Source organism: Streptomyces sp. NBC_00209, from assembly GCF_045206345.1.
Classification (GTDB): domain Bacteria; phylum Actinomycetota; class Actinomycetes; order Streptomycetales; family Streptomycetaceae; genus Streptomyces.
Genome location: NZ_CP108121.1, coordinates 3635909 through 3651981, shown reverse-complemented (window position 1 = coordinate 3651981; position 16073 = coordinate 3635909). Strand labels below are relative to the sequence as shown.

At 73.3% G+C, this 16073-nt stretch carries 9 protein-coding genes and 2 pseudogenes; 7 read left to right on the top strand and 4 right to left on the bottom strand.

The genetic code is table 11. The annotated features are described in order from the left end of the window. Positions 1-22: 22 nt before the first annotated feature. The gene (locus OG867_RS16485) at positions 23-568 is read right to left on the bottom strand and encodes a MarR family winged helix-turn-helix transcriptional regulator (protein WP_406286173.1); all 546 of its coding nucleotides are present in this window, start codon (positions 566-568) and stop codon (positions 23-25) included. Positions 569-699: 131 nt separating this feature from the next. Between OG867_RS16485 and OG867_RS16480 the strand changes: the two genes are divergently transcribed. Continuing rightward, positions 700-1212, top strand: coding sequence for a nitroreductase family deazaflavin-dependent oxidoreductase (locus OG867_RS16480; RefSeq protein WP_328901057.1), 513 nt, complete (start codon positions 700-702; stop codon positions 1210-1212). A gap of 4 nt (positions 1213-1216) precedes the next feature. On the opposite strand, the gene OG867_RS16475 is transcribed toward OG867_RS16480, so the two are convergent. Together OG867_RS16475 and OG867_RS16470 are read right to left on the bottom strand one after the other, a co-directional pair. Then, positions 1217-2713 (bottom strand): MFS transporter, encoded by a 1497-nt coding sequence (locus tag OG867_RS16475; RefSeq protein WP_328901058.1) that lies wholly within the window; start codon positions 2711-2713, stop codon positions 1217-1219. Between the two features lie 100 nt (positions 2714-2813). Then, positions 2814-3899 (bottom strand): helix-turn-helix domain-containing protein, encoded by a 1086-nt coding sequence (locus tag OG867_RS16470; protein ID WP_328901059.1) that lies wholly within the window; start codon positions 3897-3899, stop codon positions 2814-2816. A 306-nt stretch (positions 3900-4205) separates the two neighbouring features. Here OG867_RS16470 and OG867_RS16465 point away from each other — a divergent pair, with 306 nt between their 5' ends. From OG867_RS16465 to OG867_RS16450, 4 genes are all read left to right on the top strand, one after another. After that, positions 4206-4850 carry a hypothetical protein gene (locus OG867_RS16465; RefSeq protein WP_328901060.1) on the top strand — a complete coding sequence of 215 codons (645 nt, stop codon included), beginning with the start codon at positions 4206-4208 and terminating at the stop codon, positions 4848-4850. A 117-nt stretch (positions 4851-4967) separates the two neighbouring features. Beyond that, on the top strand, positions 4968-7064 hold the full coding sequence (locus tag OG867_RS16460) for a flotillin family protein (protein WP_406286170.1): 2097 nt from the start codon (positions 4968-4970) through the stop codon (positions 7062-7064). A gap of 168 nt (positions 7065-7232) precedes the next feature. Continuing rightward, positions 7233-12119: a DNA repair ATPase gene (locus OG867_RS16455; RefSeq protein ID WP_406286168.1), complete on the top strand. Its 4887-nt coding sequence runs from the start codon at positions 7233-7235 to the stop codon at positions 12117-12119. Between the two features lie 30 nt (positions 12120-12149). Then, positions 12150-14087, top strand: coding sequence for an NAD-binding protein (locus tag OG867_RS16450; RefSeq protein ID WP_328901063.1), 1938 nt, complete (start codon positions 12150-12152; stop codon positions 14085-14087). Between the two features lie 34 nt (positions 14088-14121). Here OG867_RS16450 and OG867_RS16445 read toward each other — a convergent pair whose 3' ends face one another. After that, positions 14122-14544 (bottom strand): VOC family protein, encoded by a 423-nt coding sequence (locus OG867_RS16445; protein WP_328901064.1) that lies wholly within the window; start codon positions 14542-14544, stop codon positions 14122-14124. 187 nt (positions 14545-14731) lie between these two features. Between OG867_RS16445 and OG867_RS16440 the strand changes: the two are divergent. After that, a pseudogene (locus OG867_RS16440) lies at positions 14732-15669 on the top strand (LLM class flavin-dependent oxidoreductase). A 2-nt stretch (positions 15670-15671) separates the two neighbouring features. Next, positions 15672-16024, top strand: a pseudogene (locus tag OG867_RS16435) (hypothetical protein). Positions 16025-16073 lie beyond the last annotated feature (49 nt).

Genomic DNA, 16073 nt, shown 5'->3' with positions numbered 1-16073 from the left:
GTGCGGGCGGCAGGTCCGCCCCTCAGGCCCCCGCCGGCAGGTCCGGCGTCCAGCCCAGCGGGTAGGCGTCGGTGCCCTCGGCGGGGGCCGCCGCCTCACCGCCCGCGTCGGTGAACGCCCGCAGCGCGTCGATCAGCGCGGAGCGCTGCGCGGGCGCGATGCGCTCCACGATCGAGGCGACCTCGCGGCGGCGGCCGGCCGTGACCTCCTCGACCAGGCGGTGGCCCTCGGGTGTCACCCGCAGCATCGTCTCGCGGCGGTTGGCCGGGTTGACCTGACGTTCCGCGAGGCCCGCCGCGATCAGCCGGTCGAGCATCCGCATCGCGGTCGAGGGGTTCACACCGAGGCGCTCGGCGAGGGTGACGAGCTTGGCCTCCCCGTGCGTGGAGAGCACCACGAGCAGCCGGAACTGGGGCAGCGTCACCCGGTCCTCGACCGCCGCGAGCGACCGGGCGGACACCGCGACCAGCAGTCTCGACGCGGTCAGCACCGCGCGCGTCACCGCGTCGACGTCGTCCCGGTCCGGTGCGGTCGGGGGGTCATCGGGTGCCTGTCCGTGCGCGGCCATGCCCCTTTTTACCGCGCCCGGCCCGCTTACTCGAACCGGCCGTCATCCGATACGGAAACGCCACTCAACCGGTACCGGACCGACAGCGGCGCACGCTGGCACGAACCTTTGGATTATGCAACGTTTGCATAGTGACGCATGAACCTGCGGCTACGCCCGCTCCCCGGCGCCCGGACCCGCCGACCGGCTGGCGGCGCACCGCCTTCCGGCTGCCCGTCCATATGTTCCGCATGGGGCTCGGGCCGCTCTTCGGGGGCCGGCTGCTGCTGCTCGTCCACACCGGCCGCGTCTCGGGCCTCCCCCGCCGTACCGCCATCGAGGTCGTGGAGGCGGGCACCCACGAGGGACGGACCTGCTGGACCGTCGCCTCGGGCTTCGGCCCCCGCGCCGACTGGTTCCGCAACCTGGAGCACACCCCGCACGCCACGGTCCAGGCCGGCCGCCGCTTCCACGCGGTCACCGCGCAGGTGCTGACCGCCGAGGAGGGCGGTGAGCTGATGGCGCGGTACGCACCCCGCCACCCCAGGGTCGCCCGCCGGCTCTGCGCGTACATGGGCTTCGAGGTGGACGGCGGTACGGAGGACTACCGGCGGGTGGGCGAGTCGATCCCGTTCGTCCGGCTCACGGAGGGCGCGAGGCGCTGAGCCCTCACGCCCGCGCCGGTTCCTCCGTGAGGTGCGGGCGGGGTGCGCCGGGCCGGTAGAGGAACAGGGTGACGACGAGCCCGAGGGCGAAGAAGCCCGCGGACCACCAGTACGCGGTGGCGTAGCTCTCCAGCTGGGCCTGGGCGACGACGGGCGGGGTCGGCCTGCGGCCCACCAGGTAGTTCGCGGCGGCGGTGGTCGCGAGGGTGTTCAGCAGGGCCGTGCCGATGGAGCCGCCGACCTGCTGGCTGGTGTTGACCATCGCCGAGGCCACCCCGGCGTCGTGCGCCCCGACGCCCGCGGTGGCCAGGTTCATCGCCGTGGCGAAGACGGCGCCGAGGCCGATGCCCAGGCAGAGCAACGGCGGCAGCACATGGGCGGCGTAGCTGCTGTTCAGGTCCAGGGCGGTCAGCCACACCATCGCGGCGGCCGCGATACCCATCCCGGTCGGCACGATCGGTTTCGCACCGAACCGCAGCAACAGCACGTTCGTCGTCGTCACCGACGAGGCGATCATGCAGGCGACCATCGGGATGAAGGCGAGCCCGGTGGAGACCGGCGAATAGTCCAGGCCCTTCTGCAAGTAGTACGTGAGGAAGAGGAAGACGCCGAACATCCCGCCGCCGGAGATGAACATCGCGAGGAACGACGCCGCCCGGTCCCGGTCCAGCACCACCCGCATCGGCAGCAACGGATGCGCCGCCCTGGTCTGCCACCAGGCGAACGCCGCCACCAGCACCGCGCCCGCCACCAGGAACCCCCAGGTCAGCGGCGAACTCCAGGCGTGCGACTCGGCCTCCGAGAAGCCGTAGACGATGCAGAAGAGGCCGGCCGAGACCAGCAGCGTCCCCGGGATGTCGAGCCGGGGCCGGTCCGTCGGTGCCCCCGCGGTCAGCAGCCGCCAGCCGCCCACGAAGGCCAGGAACGCGAAGAGCAGGTTGACGTAGAGGCACCAGCGCCAGTCCAGGTACTCCGTGAGCACCCCGCCGAGCAGCAGCCCCACCGCACCGCCCGCCCCCGCGATGGCACCGTAGATCCCGAACGCCTTGGCCCGCTCCTTGGGCACGGTGAACGTCGTGGTGAGCAGGGACAGCGCCGCCGGGGCGAGCAGCGCGCCGAACACGCCCTGCAGGGCGCGGGCCAGCACCAGGACCTCGAAGCTCGGGGCGGCGCCGCCGATCGCGGAGGCGACCGCGAAGCCGACGAGGCCGGTCAGGAAGACCACCCGGCGGCCCACCAGGTCGGCGATGCGTCCGCCCAGCAGCAGCAGCGAGCCGAAGGCGAGGGCGTACGCCGTGACGATCCACTGCCGGTTGCCGTCGCTGAAGCCGAGGTCCTGCTGGGCGGAGGGCAGCGCGATGTTCACGATCGTCGCGTCGAGCACCACCATCAGCTGGGCGAGGCCGATCACCCCGAGCACCCACCAGCGATGCGATGGATGGTCCTCACGGGGGTTCGCCCTGCGGGTTCCTGCTGCTCGGGGACCTGCTTCACGGGCCATGGGGCGGATCTCCCTCGCTGCGCACGCCGCCGGAATCCCCCGGACGATCACGCTAGGCGGAGCCCGCCCGTCCCGCATGTGGAACCGGGCCCGGTCGGGCTCAGACCTCCTTGGCGGGCCAGTCCAGCAGCCGGGCGCCGATCACGGCGGTCTGGAGCGTGTAGCGGTGCTGGGGGTCGCTCGGGTCGGAGCCGGTCAGCTGGTGGATGCGTTCCAGCCGGTACGTGAGGGCCCGGACGCTCAGTGAGAGGCGGCGGGCGGTCTCGGCGGCGACACAGCCCGCGTCGAAATACACCGACAGGGTCTTGAGCAGCGGGTCGGCGCCGCCCCTGGCCTTCTGGAGCGGGCCGAGCTCACTGCGTACGAGATCGGCCATGGCCTGCCGGTCGCGGGTCAGCACCGGGTAGACGAGCAGGTCGGCGGCGAACAGCACGGGGTCGTCCAGGTCCATCCGGGCCGCCAGGTCCAGCGCGTCGAGCGCCTCGTCGTACGACTGGACGACGCCGCCGGGGCCCCGGTGGGCGCGGCCGACGGCGACCCGGCCGCCGTCCGTCGCCGCGTGCGCCTGCTTCGCGAAGTAGCGCAGGACGTCGGGCTGGCTGCCGGGCGCGACGCACACCATGCGCCCGTCCTTCGTGGTGAGCAGGATCTTGCGCCCTCCGAACCGGGCCAGCATCGCCGACTCCACGTGCCGGGGCACCGCCTCCGTCTCCGTGTACGCCTCCGGGCCGGTCGCGACCGCCACGGCGTGGGCGCGCGAGAGGCGCAGCCCGAAGCGGGTGGCCCGCTCGGCGAGCCGGCCGAGATCGCTGCGCCCGTACAGCAGGTCGTCGATGAACTCCCGTCTGGCGGCCTCCTCGCGGCGCACGGTGAGGCGCTGGGCGCGCTCGAAACCGTCCGCGAAGGCGTCGACCGCCTGCTCCATGGCGGCCAGCACGCTGTCCGTGGCGGCGGCCATGGCGGCGGGGGTCGCGCCGGGGGCGGGGGCGGGCCAGGCGGCGCGGGCCTCCGCGAGATGCATGCGGACCAGTGCGCGGAGCTGGTGGCCTGCCTCGGCGGCCTCCCGGCCCAGGGCACGGCGGGAGTCCAGCTCCTCACGGGTGAGCCGTCGGCCCGAGACGGCCACCTCCCCGAGTATGCGTGCGTAACCCTCCAGAAAACTGTCGGGAATCACCGGTTCCGCCACGCGTCCGCCTCCGTTTCCATTCCGTACCGTCACCAGCCCAACGCACGGGAGGCGGTGCCGGTGCCCGGCATCGGGGAGCGGCGAACGTTGCCGTGTTCCGGCAATGCGATCGGGCCGCCCCGGATGACACGATCCTGTCAGCACCAACCGGGGGACCAACGGGGGAAACACGGGGTGCACGGGGGATCGGGGGAAGACCCGGCTGCCGTGGTGTCGTCGAGGGCGACACCGCGGCACCGTGGTCCCCAACCGGTCCGCGCAGGCGCCGGCGACACCGCCGGCGGAACGGCAGGGGGGGCGGGACCGATGCGGGAATTCCTGGACGCGACGCTGTCCTTCCCGGCCGTACTCTTCGCCGCCGCGCTGGTCGTCGTCATCGCCTTCTGGCTGCTCGTCCTGGTCGGCGCGGCCGACCACCACTCCTTCGACGCCGACCTGGACACCGATCTCGCGGGCGTCGGAGGCGTCCCGGTCACCGTCTCGGTGTCCCTGATGATCGCCGTCGGCTGGTTCTCCGCCCTGACCGGTTCGGTCCTGGTACACCGCTCGGGCGCCACCGGACCGCTGCGCGCCGTGCTGGCCTGCGCGGTGCTCGCCGGGGCGCTGCTGCTCGCCTGGGGCGCGGTGCGGCTGCTCGTCCACCACTTCCGGCGCGTCTTCCCCGACCAGCCTCCGCCATCGCGCCGGGACTTCCTGGGCCGCGTCTGCACGATCCGTACCGGCTCGGTCGGCACGGACTTCGGCCAGGCCGAGGTCACCGCCGACGACGGGACCACCGCCACCGTCCAGGTGCGCCAGCTGGAGCCCGTCGACGCGGAGCTGACCTCCGGATGCTCGGGGCTGCTGTACGCGTACGACGAGGCCGGGGAGTTCTTCTGGGTCTCGGCCTACGACAAGGCGCTCGACCCGGGTCCGCCGCACGGCCGTACGGCCTCCGGCCCCGCCGTCTGAACCACCGCTCCCGCTCGGCGCGGTGTGCCCGTCCGGGCTGCCCGGGCGCCGTGTGCCGCCGCGCCGTGTTTCACGTGAAACCGCTCATTTCCGTACCACCTGCCGCCAAGGACTGTCATGGATGCCATCTCCTTGGGCCTCGGCCTGCTCGTCGCCGTGGTCCTCCTCATCGCCGTAGCCGTGCTGCTGATCATCACCCGGCTCTTCCGCAAGGTGGAGCAGGGCAAGGCCCTGATCATCTCCAAGACCAAGAAGGTCGACGTGACCTTCACCGGCGCCGTCGTCCTGCCGGTGCTGCACAAGGCCGAGTCCATGGACATCTCGGTCAAGACCATCGAGATCCGGCGCACCGGGCGCGAGGGCCTGATCTGCCAGGACAACATCCGCGCCGACATCCACATCACGTTCTTCGTGAGGGTCAACAAGACCGTCGAGGACGTCAAGAAGGTCGCCCAGTCCATCGGCACCGTGCGCGCCAGCGACAAGGCCGCCATCCAGGAGTTCTTCGCGGCGAAGTTCTCCGAGGCGCTGAAGACCGTCGGCAAGCAGCTGGACTTCGTGGACCTGTACACGAAGCGCGAGGAGTTCCGGGACCGGATCATCCGGGTCATCGGTACCGACCTGAACGGCTACCACCTGGACGACGCGGCGATCGACTTCCTGGAGCAGACCCCGATGGCGCAGCTCGACGGCGCCAACATCCTGGACGCCCAGGGCATCCGGAAGATCACCGAGCTGACCGCGATCGAGCACGTCCGCACCAACGAGTTCCAGCGCACCGAGCAGAAGGAGATCACCCGGCAGGACGTCGACGCCCGGGAGACCATCCTGGAGCTGGAGCGCCGGCAGGCCGAGGCGGAGATCAAGCAGCGCCGCGAGGTCGAGACGCTGCGGGCCCGCGAGGAGGCGGTGACCGCCCGGGTCCAGGAGGAGGAACGCCTCGGCGCCCAGGCCGCGTTCATCAGGACCGAGGAGCAGTTGGGCATCCAGCGGGAGAACCAGGCCCGGGAGATCGCCGTGGCGCAGAAGAACCGCGAGCGGGTCATCGCCGTGGAGAACGAGCGCATCGAGAAGGACCGGATGCTGGAGGTCATCGGGCGCGAGCGCGAGACCGAGCTGAACCGCATCGCCGCGACGAAGGAGGTCGAGGCGGAGCGCCGCGAGGTCGCCGACGTCATCCGCGAGCGCATCGCGGTGGACCGTACGGTCGCCGAGCAGGAGGAGTCCATCAAGACGCTGCGGTCCGTCGAGGAGTCCGAGCGCACCCGCAAGTCGGTCATCATCGCCGCCGAGGCGGAGGCGCAGGAGCGGCTGGTCAAGGACATCAAGGCGGCCGAGGCGGCGGAGGCCGCGGCCACGCACCGCGCCGCCGAGCAGCTGACGCTCGCCGAGGCCCGGCTGAAGACCGCCGACCTCGACGCGCAGGCCAAGCTGCGGCTGGCCGAGGGCATCCAGGCGGAGTCGGCGGCGCCCGGCCTCGCGGATGTCCAGGTGCGGGACGCGGAGGCGGAGGTGATCGAGAAGACGGGGCTCGCCGAGGCCGAGGCCACGTCCGCGCGGCTCAAGGCGGAGGCCGAGGGCGCCCGTCTCAAGGCCCTCGCGGACGCGGAGGGCACGCAGGCGCAGGCGTCGGCCGACGCGGCGATGATCGGCGAGAAGCTGAAGGCGGAGGCCGCGGGCCTCACGGAGAAGGCGGCCGCGATGGCGGCGCTGGACGACGCGTCACGCGGGCACGAGGAGTACCGGCTGCGGCTGGCCGCCGAGAAGGAGATCCGGCTCGCCGGTCTGGACGTCCAGCGGCAGGTCGCCGAGGCGCAGGCGACGGTCCTGGCCACGGGTCTGGAGAACGCGGACATCGACATCGTCGGCGGTGAGTCGGTCTTCTTCGACCGGCTGGTCTCGTCCATCTCGATGGGCAAGAGCCTGGACGGCTTCGTCTCGCACTCGGATACGGCGAAGGCGCTGGCCGGTCCGTGGCTGAACGGCGAGTCCTCGTTCACGGAGGACCTGACACGGGTGCTGTCCTCGGTCTCCACGGGCGACGTGCAGAACCTGACGGTGTCGGCGCTGCTGATGCGGCTGATGGCCGCGCCGTCGTCGGGTGTCGGTGCGGACCAGGTCCGGGCGCTGCTGGACCACGCGAAGTCGCTGGGCCTGGCGGATGTCCCGGTGAGCGGCTTGGCCCCGGGCCTGAACGGTACGCCTGTCGGCTGACCGGGGTCCGTCGCCTGAACGCCCCCACCCAGCCCCGTCCGTCCTCCATAGCCGGACGGGCCGGGTGGGGCCGCCCGCAGATCAAACAGAGCCGCACGGCGGGCCCCTCAAGCCCGTCCGGCAATTGAGGACACCACCTCAAGCCACACCGCAAGGAGACCGCACCCCGTGGACACCGTGACCGCCCCCGCCGCCGGCGACTACGACGTCCTGCGGCGCCGCCTCCGTACCCACGCCACCGAGCTCGCCCGCAGGGCCACCGCCCTCAACACCCGCCGCACCGAGGCATTCGGCGCCACCGGCCTCCACCTGCTCGGCAGCGAGCGGATCCGGACGCACCGCCCCTCCACCCCCCGCGACCTCGTCGCCCTCGGCGGCGAGCTGCTGTTCGGCTTCGAACGCGGCCCGGGCCGGCAGGACGCGCCCGCCGTGGACGACGTGCTCGCCCTGTACGCCGCCGACCTCGCCCCCGGCACCGGCACCCCGCTCACCGACGCCTCCTTCGTCCGTGAATTCGACGGCCTGCACCGCTACTTCCGCGCCGCCCGCCTGCTGCGGCTGCGCCGGACCGAGGGCCGCCTGCTGGCGGTCTTCCGTACCGGCGACACCGCGAAGGACATCCGGGTCCTGCGCTGGGCGCTCAACCCCGACGGCTCCCCCGGCGCGTTCCTCGACGCGCGCGGCGAGCGCGACCACGTCTTCCCGCCGTCGCACGACTTCACCTGGACGACCGCCGGCCGCGAGGCCCACGTCGCGGGCCGCCACCCGCACATCGCCATCGGCTGCGAGGCCGGGCTGTACGTGGACACGCTGGGCGGCACGCTCACCGTGAAGACCGTCAACGACACGGAGACCCCGGAGGGGATCTACGAGGAGCCGGTCACCGAACCCCTCCAGGCGCTCGCGGACGCCGAGGTCGCGTACGCGCAGCTGGGCCCGCTCGTGCTGCTGCGGGTCCGCCCGTACAAGGAGGAGGCGCGGCGGTACCTCGTCTTCAACGCGCTGCTGGGCACCGTCACCCGCCTCGACGGCATCGGCCCGGCCTGCCAACGGCTCCCGGAGGACCAGGGAATCATCTTCCCCGGCGGCTTCTACCTGACCACCGGCGAGGCCCGGACCTTCGACATCGCGCAGCCGCTCGCCGACCCGGTCTTCGAGGAGGCCGTCCGCTCCCCGAACGGTGAGGACGTGCTGCACGTCTTCCGGTCCCGGCAGGACGGCCGCAGCCTGCTGCTTCCGTACAACGTGATCCGCCAGGAGGTGGCGACCCCGCTCCAGGGCCGGGGCCACGCGCTGCTGGACGACGGCACGCTCGTCGTGCTGCGCGACCCGGTGGAGGGCGGCGAGGGCGGCGCCGCACGTGTCCACCCCTTGCAGCGCTGGCAGACGCCGTACGTCTCCGACACGTACGCCGCGTCCCGCCCGGCGGGCGAAGGCCCGTTGGCCCGGGTCGGCAACGCCGACCTCGTGCGCGGGATCTCCGACTGCCTGGCCCTCGCGCACGCCGCGTCCGAGACGACGCCGACGGCCGCCGTGTACGACCGGCTGATCGCCGACTGCGTACGGGCGGGCGACCGCTACCACTGGCTGGCCGACGCCGGATTCGGCGGACTCGCCGAGCCCCTGGGCGAGCTGCGGGAGACCGCGCGCCAGGTCGTCGCGGAGTTCGAGGCGGTCCAGGCCCTCACCCGGCAGGCCGCCGACGCGCTCACCGAGACCGCCGACCGCATCACCGCCCTGGTCCGCCGGGTCCGCGGCGAGGCCCCGCACACCGCCGCCGAGTGGGTCGACCGCCTCACCGAGCTGCGCGGCGCGCACGGCCACTTGGCGACCCTCGCCGAGATGCGGTACGCGGACACCGAGCGCGTCGCGGAGCTGACCGCCACCACCGCCGAGGACATCGAGGCGGCCGCCCGCCGCGCGGTCGCCTTCCTGGCCAGGGACGACGCGTTCGCCGGGTACCACGAGGACATCGCCCGCCTCACCGAGGAGGCCGCCGAGCTCGCCACGGTCACCGACGCCGCCGCGCTCGGGGACCGGCTGGCCGCCATGACGGACGGACTGAGCACCGTCACGGACGTCGTCGCCGGTCTCGACGTCGGCGACGGGGTGGTCCGTACGTCGATCCTGGAACGCATCGCGGAGGTGCTGGGCGCCGTCAACCGGGCCCGCGCCACCCTCGACGCCCGCCGCCGCGCTCTGGCGGACCACGAGGGCCGGGCCGAGTTCGCCGCCGAGTCCGCGCTGCTCGGGCAGGCCGTCACGGCCGCGCTGGCCGCCGCCGAAACACCGGAGTCCTGCGACGAGCAGCTGGCCAGGCTGCTGCTCCAGCTGGAGAACCTGGAGGCGCGGTTCGCGGAGTACGACGACTTCCTGGCAGAGCTCGGCGAGCGCCGGACGGAGGTGTACGAGGCGTTCTCGGCGCGCAAGCAGGGCCTCCAGGACGGGCTGGCCCGCCGCACCGAACGCCTCGCGGACTCCGCGGCGCGGGTCCTGGAGACGGTCGCCCGGCGCAGCACCGCCCTCCCCGACGCGGACGCCGTCCACACCTACTTCGCCTCCGACCCGATGGTCGCCAAGGTCCGCCGGACCGCCGAGGAGCTGCGGGCGCTCGGGGACACCGTGCGCGCGGAGGAGCTGGACGGGCAGCTGCTCGCCGCCCGCCAGGAGGCGGGCCGGGCCCTGCGCGACCGGGACGAGCTGTACGCGGACGGCGGTTCCGTGATCCGCCTCGGCCGGCACCGGTTCGCGGTGAACACCCAGCCGTTCGAGCTGACCCTCGTGCCGCAGGACGGCACACTCGCGTTCGCCGTCACCGGGACCGACTACCGGATGCCGGTGACCGACCCGGAGTTCGCCGCGACCCGCCCGTACTGGGACCAGACACTCCCGTCCGAGTCCCCGGCGGTCTACCGGGGCGAGCACCTGGCGGCCCGCCTCCTCGAAGAGCACGGCGCGGACCGGCTCGCCTCCCTGGACGACGGCGAACTCGCCGCACTCGTCCGGGATTCAGCCGCCGCCGCGTACGACGAGGGCTATCAGCGCGGGGTCCACGACGAGGACGCGACCGCGATCCTGGCCGCGCTGCTGCGGCTGCGCGCGGGTGCCGGGCTGCTGCGCTTCCCGGCCGCCGTCCGGGCCGCCGCCCAGTTGTTCTGGGCCCATGGGACGGACGAGGCCAGCCGCACCTCCTGGACGCGCCGCGCCCGCTCGCTGGCCCGCGCCAGGGAGACCTTCGGGCTCGCCCCGGCGGTCGGCGCGCTCCAGGAGGAGTGGGCGTCGGTGATCGGCGGCGAGAGCCCCCGGGCCGTCGCCGCCTACCTCTTCGAGGAGCTGACCGGCGGGCCCGAGGGCTTCGCGACGGGCGCCTCCGTCCGGGCGTTCCTGGACAAGTTCCGCCACGCCACCGGCACGTCGGCGTACGACGACGACCTCACGGCCCTCGCGGACGACCTGCCCGCCCGGCGCCAGCTCGTGGAGGGCTGGCTCACCTCGTACGCCGGGGCGAGCGGCACGGCCCTGGACCCGGGCGACCTCGCGGAGGCCGTCGCCGTGGAGCTGTGCCCCGAGGGGCTGCCCGGCCGCTACGAGGCGGACGCGCCGCTCACCGAGACCGTCGACGGTCTCCTCGGCGTCCACCCGCGCATCGAGCGGGGCCGGCTGACCGTCTGCATCGATGAACTCCTGGCCCGGACCGAGGAGTTCCGCAGCGATGCCGTCCCCGGATTCCGCGCCTACCAGCGCCGCCGCACCGCCCTGGTCGCCGCCGAGCGGACCCGGCTGCGGCTCGACGACCACCGCCCGCGCGTGATGTCGGCGTTCGTGCGCAACCAGCTGCTGGACGAGGTCTACCTGCCGCTGATCGGGGACAGCCTCGCCAAGCAGCTCTCCACCGCCGACGCCGACCGCCGCACCGACTCGCAGGGCCTGCTGCTGCTCGTATCGCCGCCCGGCTACGGCAAGACGACGCTCATGGAGTACGTCGCCGACCGACTCGGGCTCGTCCTCGTCAAGATCAGCGGCCCGAACCTGGGCCACGACGTGACCTCGCTCGACCCCGCGCAGGCCGGCAGCGCCACGGCGCGCCAGGAGATCGAGAAGATCAACTTCGCCCTGGAGGCGGGCAACAACACGCTGCTCTACCTGGACGACATCCAGCACACCTCGCCGGAACTCCTCCAGAAGTTCATCCCGCTCTGCGACGCCACGCGCCGCGTCGAGGGCGTACGGGACGGTGAGCCGCGCACGTACGACCTGCGGGGCAAGCGGTTCGCGGTGTGCATGGCGGGCAACCCGTACACCGAGTCCGGGGCGCGCTTCCAGGTGCCCGACATGCTCGCCAACCGGGCGGACGTGTGGAATCTGGGCGAGGTGCTGTCCGGCCGCGAGGACACCTTCGCGCTGAGCTTCGTGGAGAACGCGCTGACCGCCAACCCGGTCCTCGCCCCGCTCGCCGGCCGCTCCCGCGACGATCTGGCGCTGCTGCTGCGGCTCGCCGCCGAGGACCCCACGGCGCGCCCGGAACAGCTCGAACACCCCTACGCGCCCGCCGAGGTGGACCGGATCACCGCCGTACTGCGGCATCTGCTGCGGGCCCGGGACACGGTGCTCGCGGTCAACGCCGCGTACATCGCGTCCGCCGCGCAGACCGACGCCACCCGCACCGAACCGCCGTTCCGGCTCCAGGGCTCGTACCGCAACATGAACCGGATCGCGGAGCGGATCGCACCCGTGATGAACGACGCCGAGCTGTCCGCCGTCGTGGACGACCACTACGCGGGCGAGGCGCAGACCCTCACCAGCGGCGCCGAGGCCGCACTCCTGAAGCTCGCCGCGCTGCGGGGCACGCTCACGGACCCGCAGGCCGAACGGTGGGCGGCGCTCCGCTCCTCGTACGTCCGCACGCAGGCGCTCGGCGGGCCCGAGGGCGATCCGATGACCCGCGCGGTGGCCGCGCTCGGGCTGCTCGCGGACCGGATCGCGGCCGTCGAGACGGCGATCGGGCGCGCCGCCGACCCCCGCAGGCTGCCGGCGAGACACCCCGAAGACCGCTGACCGTCCTCGATCAACGGAACGGAGCAAGGCATGCTGGGACACGTGTCCTCATTCCCCCAGCAACCCCAACCCTCCCCGTTCTCCGGCCACATGGTCGTCTGCGGGGACGACGCGCTCGCCCAGCGGCTCGCCGTGGAGCTGCGTTACGTGTACGGGGAACGGGTCACCCTCGTCGTATCGCCGGAGCCGGGTGCGGTCAGGCCGGACGAGCCGCTGAGCGGGCGCGGGCGGGCCGCCGCGCTGTTCGGGCGGATGGCGTCCGCGATGAACCGCAACGGCGGCGGGCTGCCGCACGGTTCGGACGGGGACACCAACGCCGGCGTCGAGGCGGTGCGCATCCTCCAGGCGGCCGAGCCGTCCGACGAGTCGCTGGCGGAGGCGGGCATCGCCCGGGCGTCGGCGGTCGCCCTCGTCTACGACGACGACGAGCGCAACATCCGGGCCGCGCTGACCGCGCGCCGGCTCAACCCCCGTGTGCGGCTGGTGATCCGGCTCTACAACCGGAAGCTGGGCCAGCATCTGGAGACCCTGCTCGACCAGGCGGCGGCCGTCGCGTCCCCCGGGCTCGACCCGGCCGCGATCGACGCCTCCACCACGGTGCTGTCCGACGCGGACACCGCCGCGCCGGCCCTGGCGGCCACCGCGCTCGCCGGGTCGACGCGGGTGATCCGGGCCGAGGGCCTGTTCCTGCGGGCCGCCGAGCGCACCCCGCCGCCGGGCGGCCAGGTCGCGAACCCGGGCCTGTGCACCCTGGCGCTGCTCTCCTCCACCACCCACGACCCGGCGGGCGCGGAGGGCTCCGACAGCAGCGGCGCGGAGGGGCCGCAACTGCTGCCCGGGCCTGCGGAGATCGCCGCCGCGACCGGGCGCGGCACGGTCGTCCTGGAGGCCGTCACGCAGTCCGGTCCGGCCGCCCCGAAGGTCCGGATGAGCGGGCGGAGCGCGCCGCTGAGCCAGTTCTTCTCGCGGCGGCTGCGGTGGTCGGCGCTGGGCGTCGGGCTCGCGGTGCTCGGGCTGGCGGTGGCGTCCTCGTTCACCACGGGCGACCATCCGCTGCACGCGGGCTACCTCACCCTGCTCGACCTGTTCGCGATGGGCGACCCGGCGATCGGTGAGCCCACCGCCCGCCAGGTGATCCAGATCCTCTCCGGCATCGCGGGCCTGATGCTCCTGCCGCTGCTGGTGGCGGGGGTCCTGGAGGCGTTCGGCTCGCTGCGGAGCGCGTCCTCGCTACGGCGGCCGCCGCGCGGGCTGTCCGGGCACGTGGTGCTGCTCGGGCTCGGCAAGATCGGTACCCGGGTCCTGGTGCACCTGCGGGAGCTGGGCATCCCGGTGGTCTGCGTGGAGGAGGACCCGGACGCGCGGGGCATCCCCCTCGCCCGGCGGCTGCACGTGCCGGTGGTGCTCGGTGACGTCACGGACGAGGGGGTCCTCGAAGCGGCCAAGATCGGCCGCTCCCGCGGGCTCCTCGCGCTGACCAGCATCGACACGACGAACCTGGAGGCGGCGCTGTACGCGCGCTCGCTGAAGCCGAGTCTGCGGGTGACGGTGCGGCTGTTCGACGACGAGTTCGCCACGGCGGTCTACCGCACGCTGCGCACGGCGCACCCGCAGGCGATCACCCGCTCCCGCTCGGTCTCCCATCTGGCGGGCCCGTCCTTCGCGGTCGCCATGATGGGCCGGCAGATCCTGGGCGCGATCCCGGTCGAACGCAAGGTGCTCCTGTTCGCGGCGGTGGAGGTCGGCGGCCACCCCCAGCTGGAGGGCCGCACGGTGGACCAGGCATTCCGCGAGGGCGCCTGGCGCGTCCTGGCCCTGGACGTGGCCCCGAACGGCGCCCCCGAGGGCGCCCTCGTCTGGAACCTCCACCCCGGCTACGTACTCCGCCCGACGGACCGCGTGATCATCGCGGCGACGCGGAGGGGCCTCGCGGAGCTGCTGGGGCGCCGGGCACTCACGCGACGCTGAGGGGTGGCCCGGACCGGGGCGCGGGGTTCCGTCCTCAAACGCCGGACGGGCTGGGGATGCCGGGGTGCCAGCCCCGGCGGCACAGGACCAGGCGGTATCCGTCCGGATCCTCCACCGTGACCCCCCACTCGTTCCAGTACGGGTTGGGCGAGCTGACCCTCGTACCGCCGCAGGCGAGCAGCCGGTCCACCAGGTCGTCCGGGACCGGCCCGTCCAGGTACAGGACGAGCAGGTCCTCCTCGGTGGGCCGGGGGGCGACCGGCCCCCGCGTGAGCTCCAGATGCCAGGGGCCGCCGGAATGCCCCACCATAAGAAGGTCATGCGTCCCCGGCTCCCGCCCCGCGTCCGCGTGGAAGAGGACCGTCAGCCCCAGGCCCTCCACCCAGAACCGCTCGGCGGCGGCGAGATCGCGGGAGGGGCGGGCGAGGCGGACATGCGTCTCGGCGGTGAATGACACGGGTGTCCCTTCGTCGGGCGGCACGCGGCCGCGTCGCCGCAGCGTATGAGCCGGGCGTGCCTACGCGCATCGGCCATCGGTCCTGGTCCCCGTTTCCGCCGGGAAGGAATACGACGGCCCCTCCCCCGTCGTACGAGGCGATCGGATAGTTCAATGTTCAACAAATAGCGAGCAGGAGGCGGGCGCCGTGCAGTTCGGGATCTTCACCGTCGGGGACGTCACCACCGTCGCCATCGCGCGGAAGGCCGAGGAGGTCGGGCTCGACGTCTTCGCGACCGGCGAGCACCACAACCCGCCGTTCGTCCCCTCGTCGCCGACCACCACGCTCGGCTACATCGCGGCGCAGACGAAGAACATCGTCCTGTCGACCTCGACCACGCTGATCACGACCAACGACCCGGTGAAGATCGCCGAGGACTACGCGACTCTCCAGCACCTCGCGGACGGCCGCGTGGACCTGATGATGGGGCGCGGCAACACTGGCCCGGTGTACCCGTGATTCGGCAAGGACATCCGCCAGGGCATCCCGCTCGCCATCGAGAACTACGCCCTGCTGCACAAGCTGTGGCGTGAGGACGTCGTGGACTGGGAGGGCACGTTCCGCAGCCCGCTCCAGTCGTTCACCGCGACCCCGCGCCCCCTGGACGGTGTGCCGCCGTTCGTCTGGCACGGCTCCATCCTTCCCCAAGCTCCTGAAGAGCAGGAGAGACCCCATTGCCGGAGATCGCCGAGCAGGCGATCGTCGGCCTCGGCGGCCAGGTGTTCATGCGGAAGAACTCGCAGGACGCGGTACGCGAGTTCCGCCCGTACTTCGACAACGCGCCGGTCTACGGCCACGGGTCCTCGATGGAGGACTTCACCCAGCAGACGCCGCTGACCGTGGGCTCACCCCAGGAGGTCGTCGAGCGGACGCTGACCTTCCGCGACGCGGTCGGCGACTACCAGCGCCAGCTGTTCCTGATGGACCACGCCGGACTGCCCCTGAAGACCGTGCTTGAGCAGCTGGACATCCTCGGCGAGGAGGTCGTCCCCGTGCTGCGCAAGGAGTTCGCCGCCCTGCGCCCGGCCGGCGTCCCCGAGACCGCTCCGCTGCACCCCGCCCACGCCGCCACGAAGGAGAGCTGACCGTGTTCGCCACCGCACCCGTGAGGATCGTCGCCGTATCGGCCGGCCTCAGCAACCCGTCCTCGACCCGGCTGCTGACCAACCGGCCGGCCGCCGCCACCCGGGAGCGGCTGGCCGCCGGCCGGACCGCCCGGTCGACGTCCGGATCATCGAGCTCCGCGACCTGGCCGGGGACATCGCGAGCCACCTGGTGTCCGGCTTCCCGCCGCCCGCCCTGGAGGACGCGCTCGCGGGCGGCGAGCTGGCCGACGCCGTCACCGGCGGCCGCGCGGTCTCCGGCGCGTCCAGGACCCCCGGGCTCGACGACGAGGTGGTCCCCTTCGAGCAGCGGCTCGCGGCCCTGCGCACGGCCTGACCGGCCCCACGGAGATCGCCGTTTCGCCCCTTTTGACTAGAGTCGTACG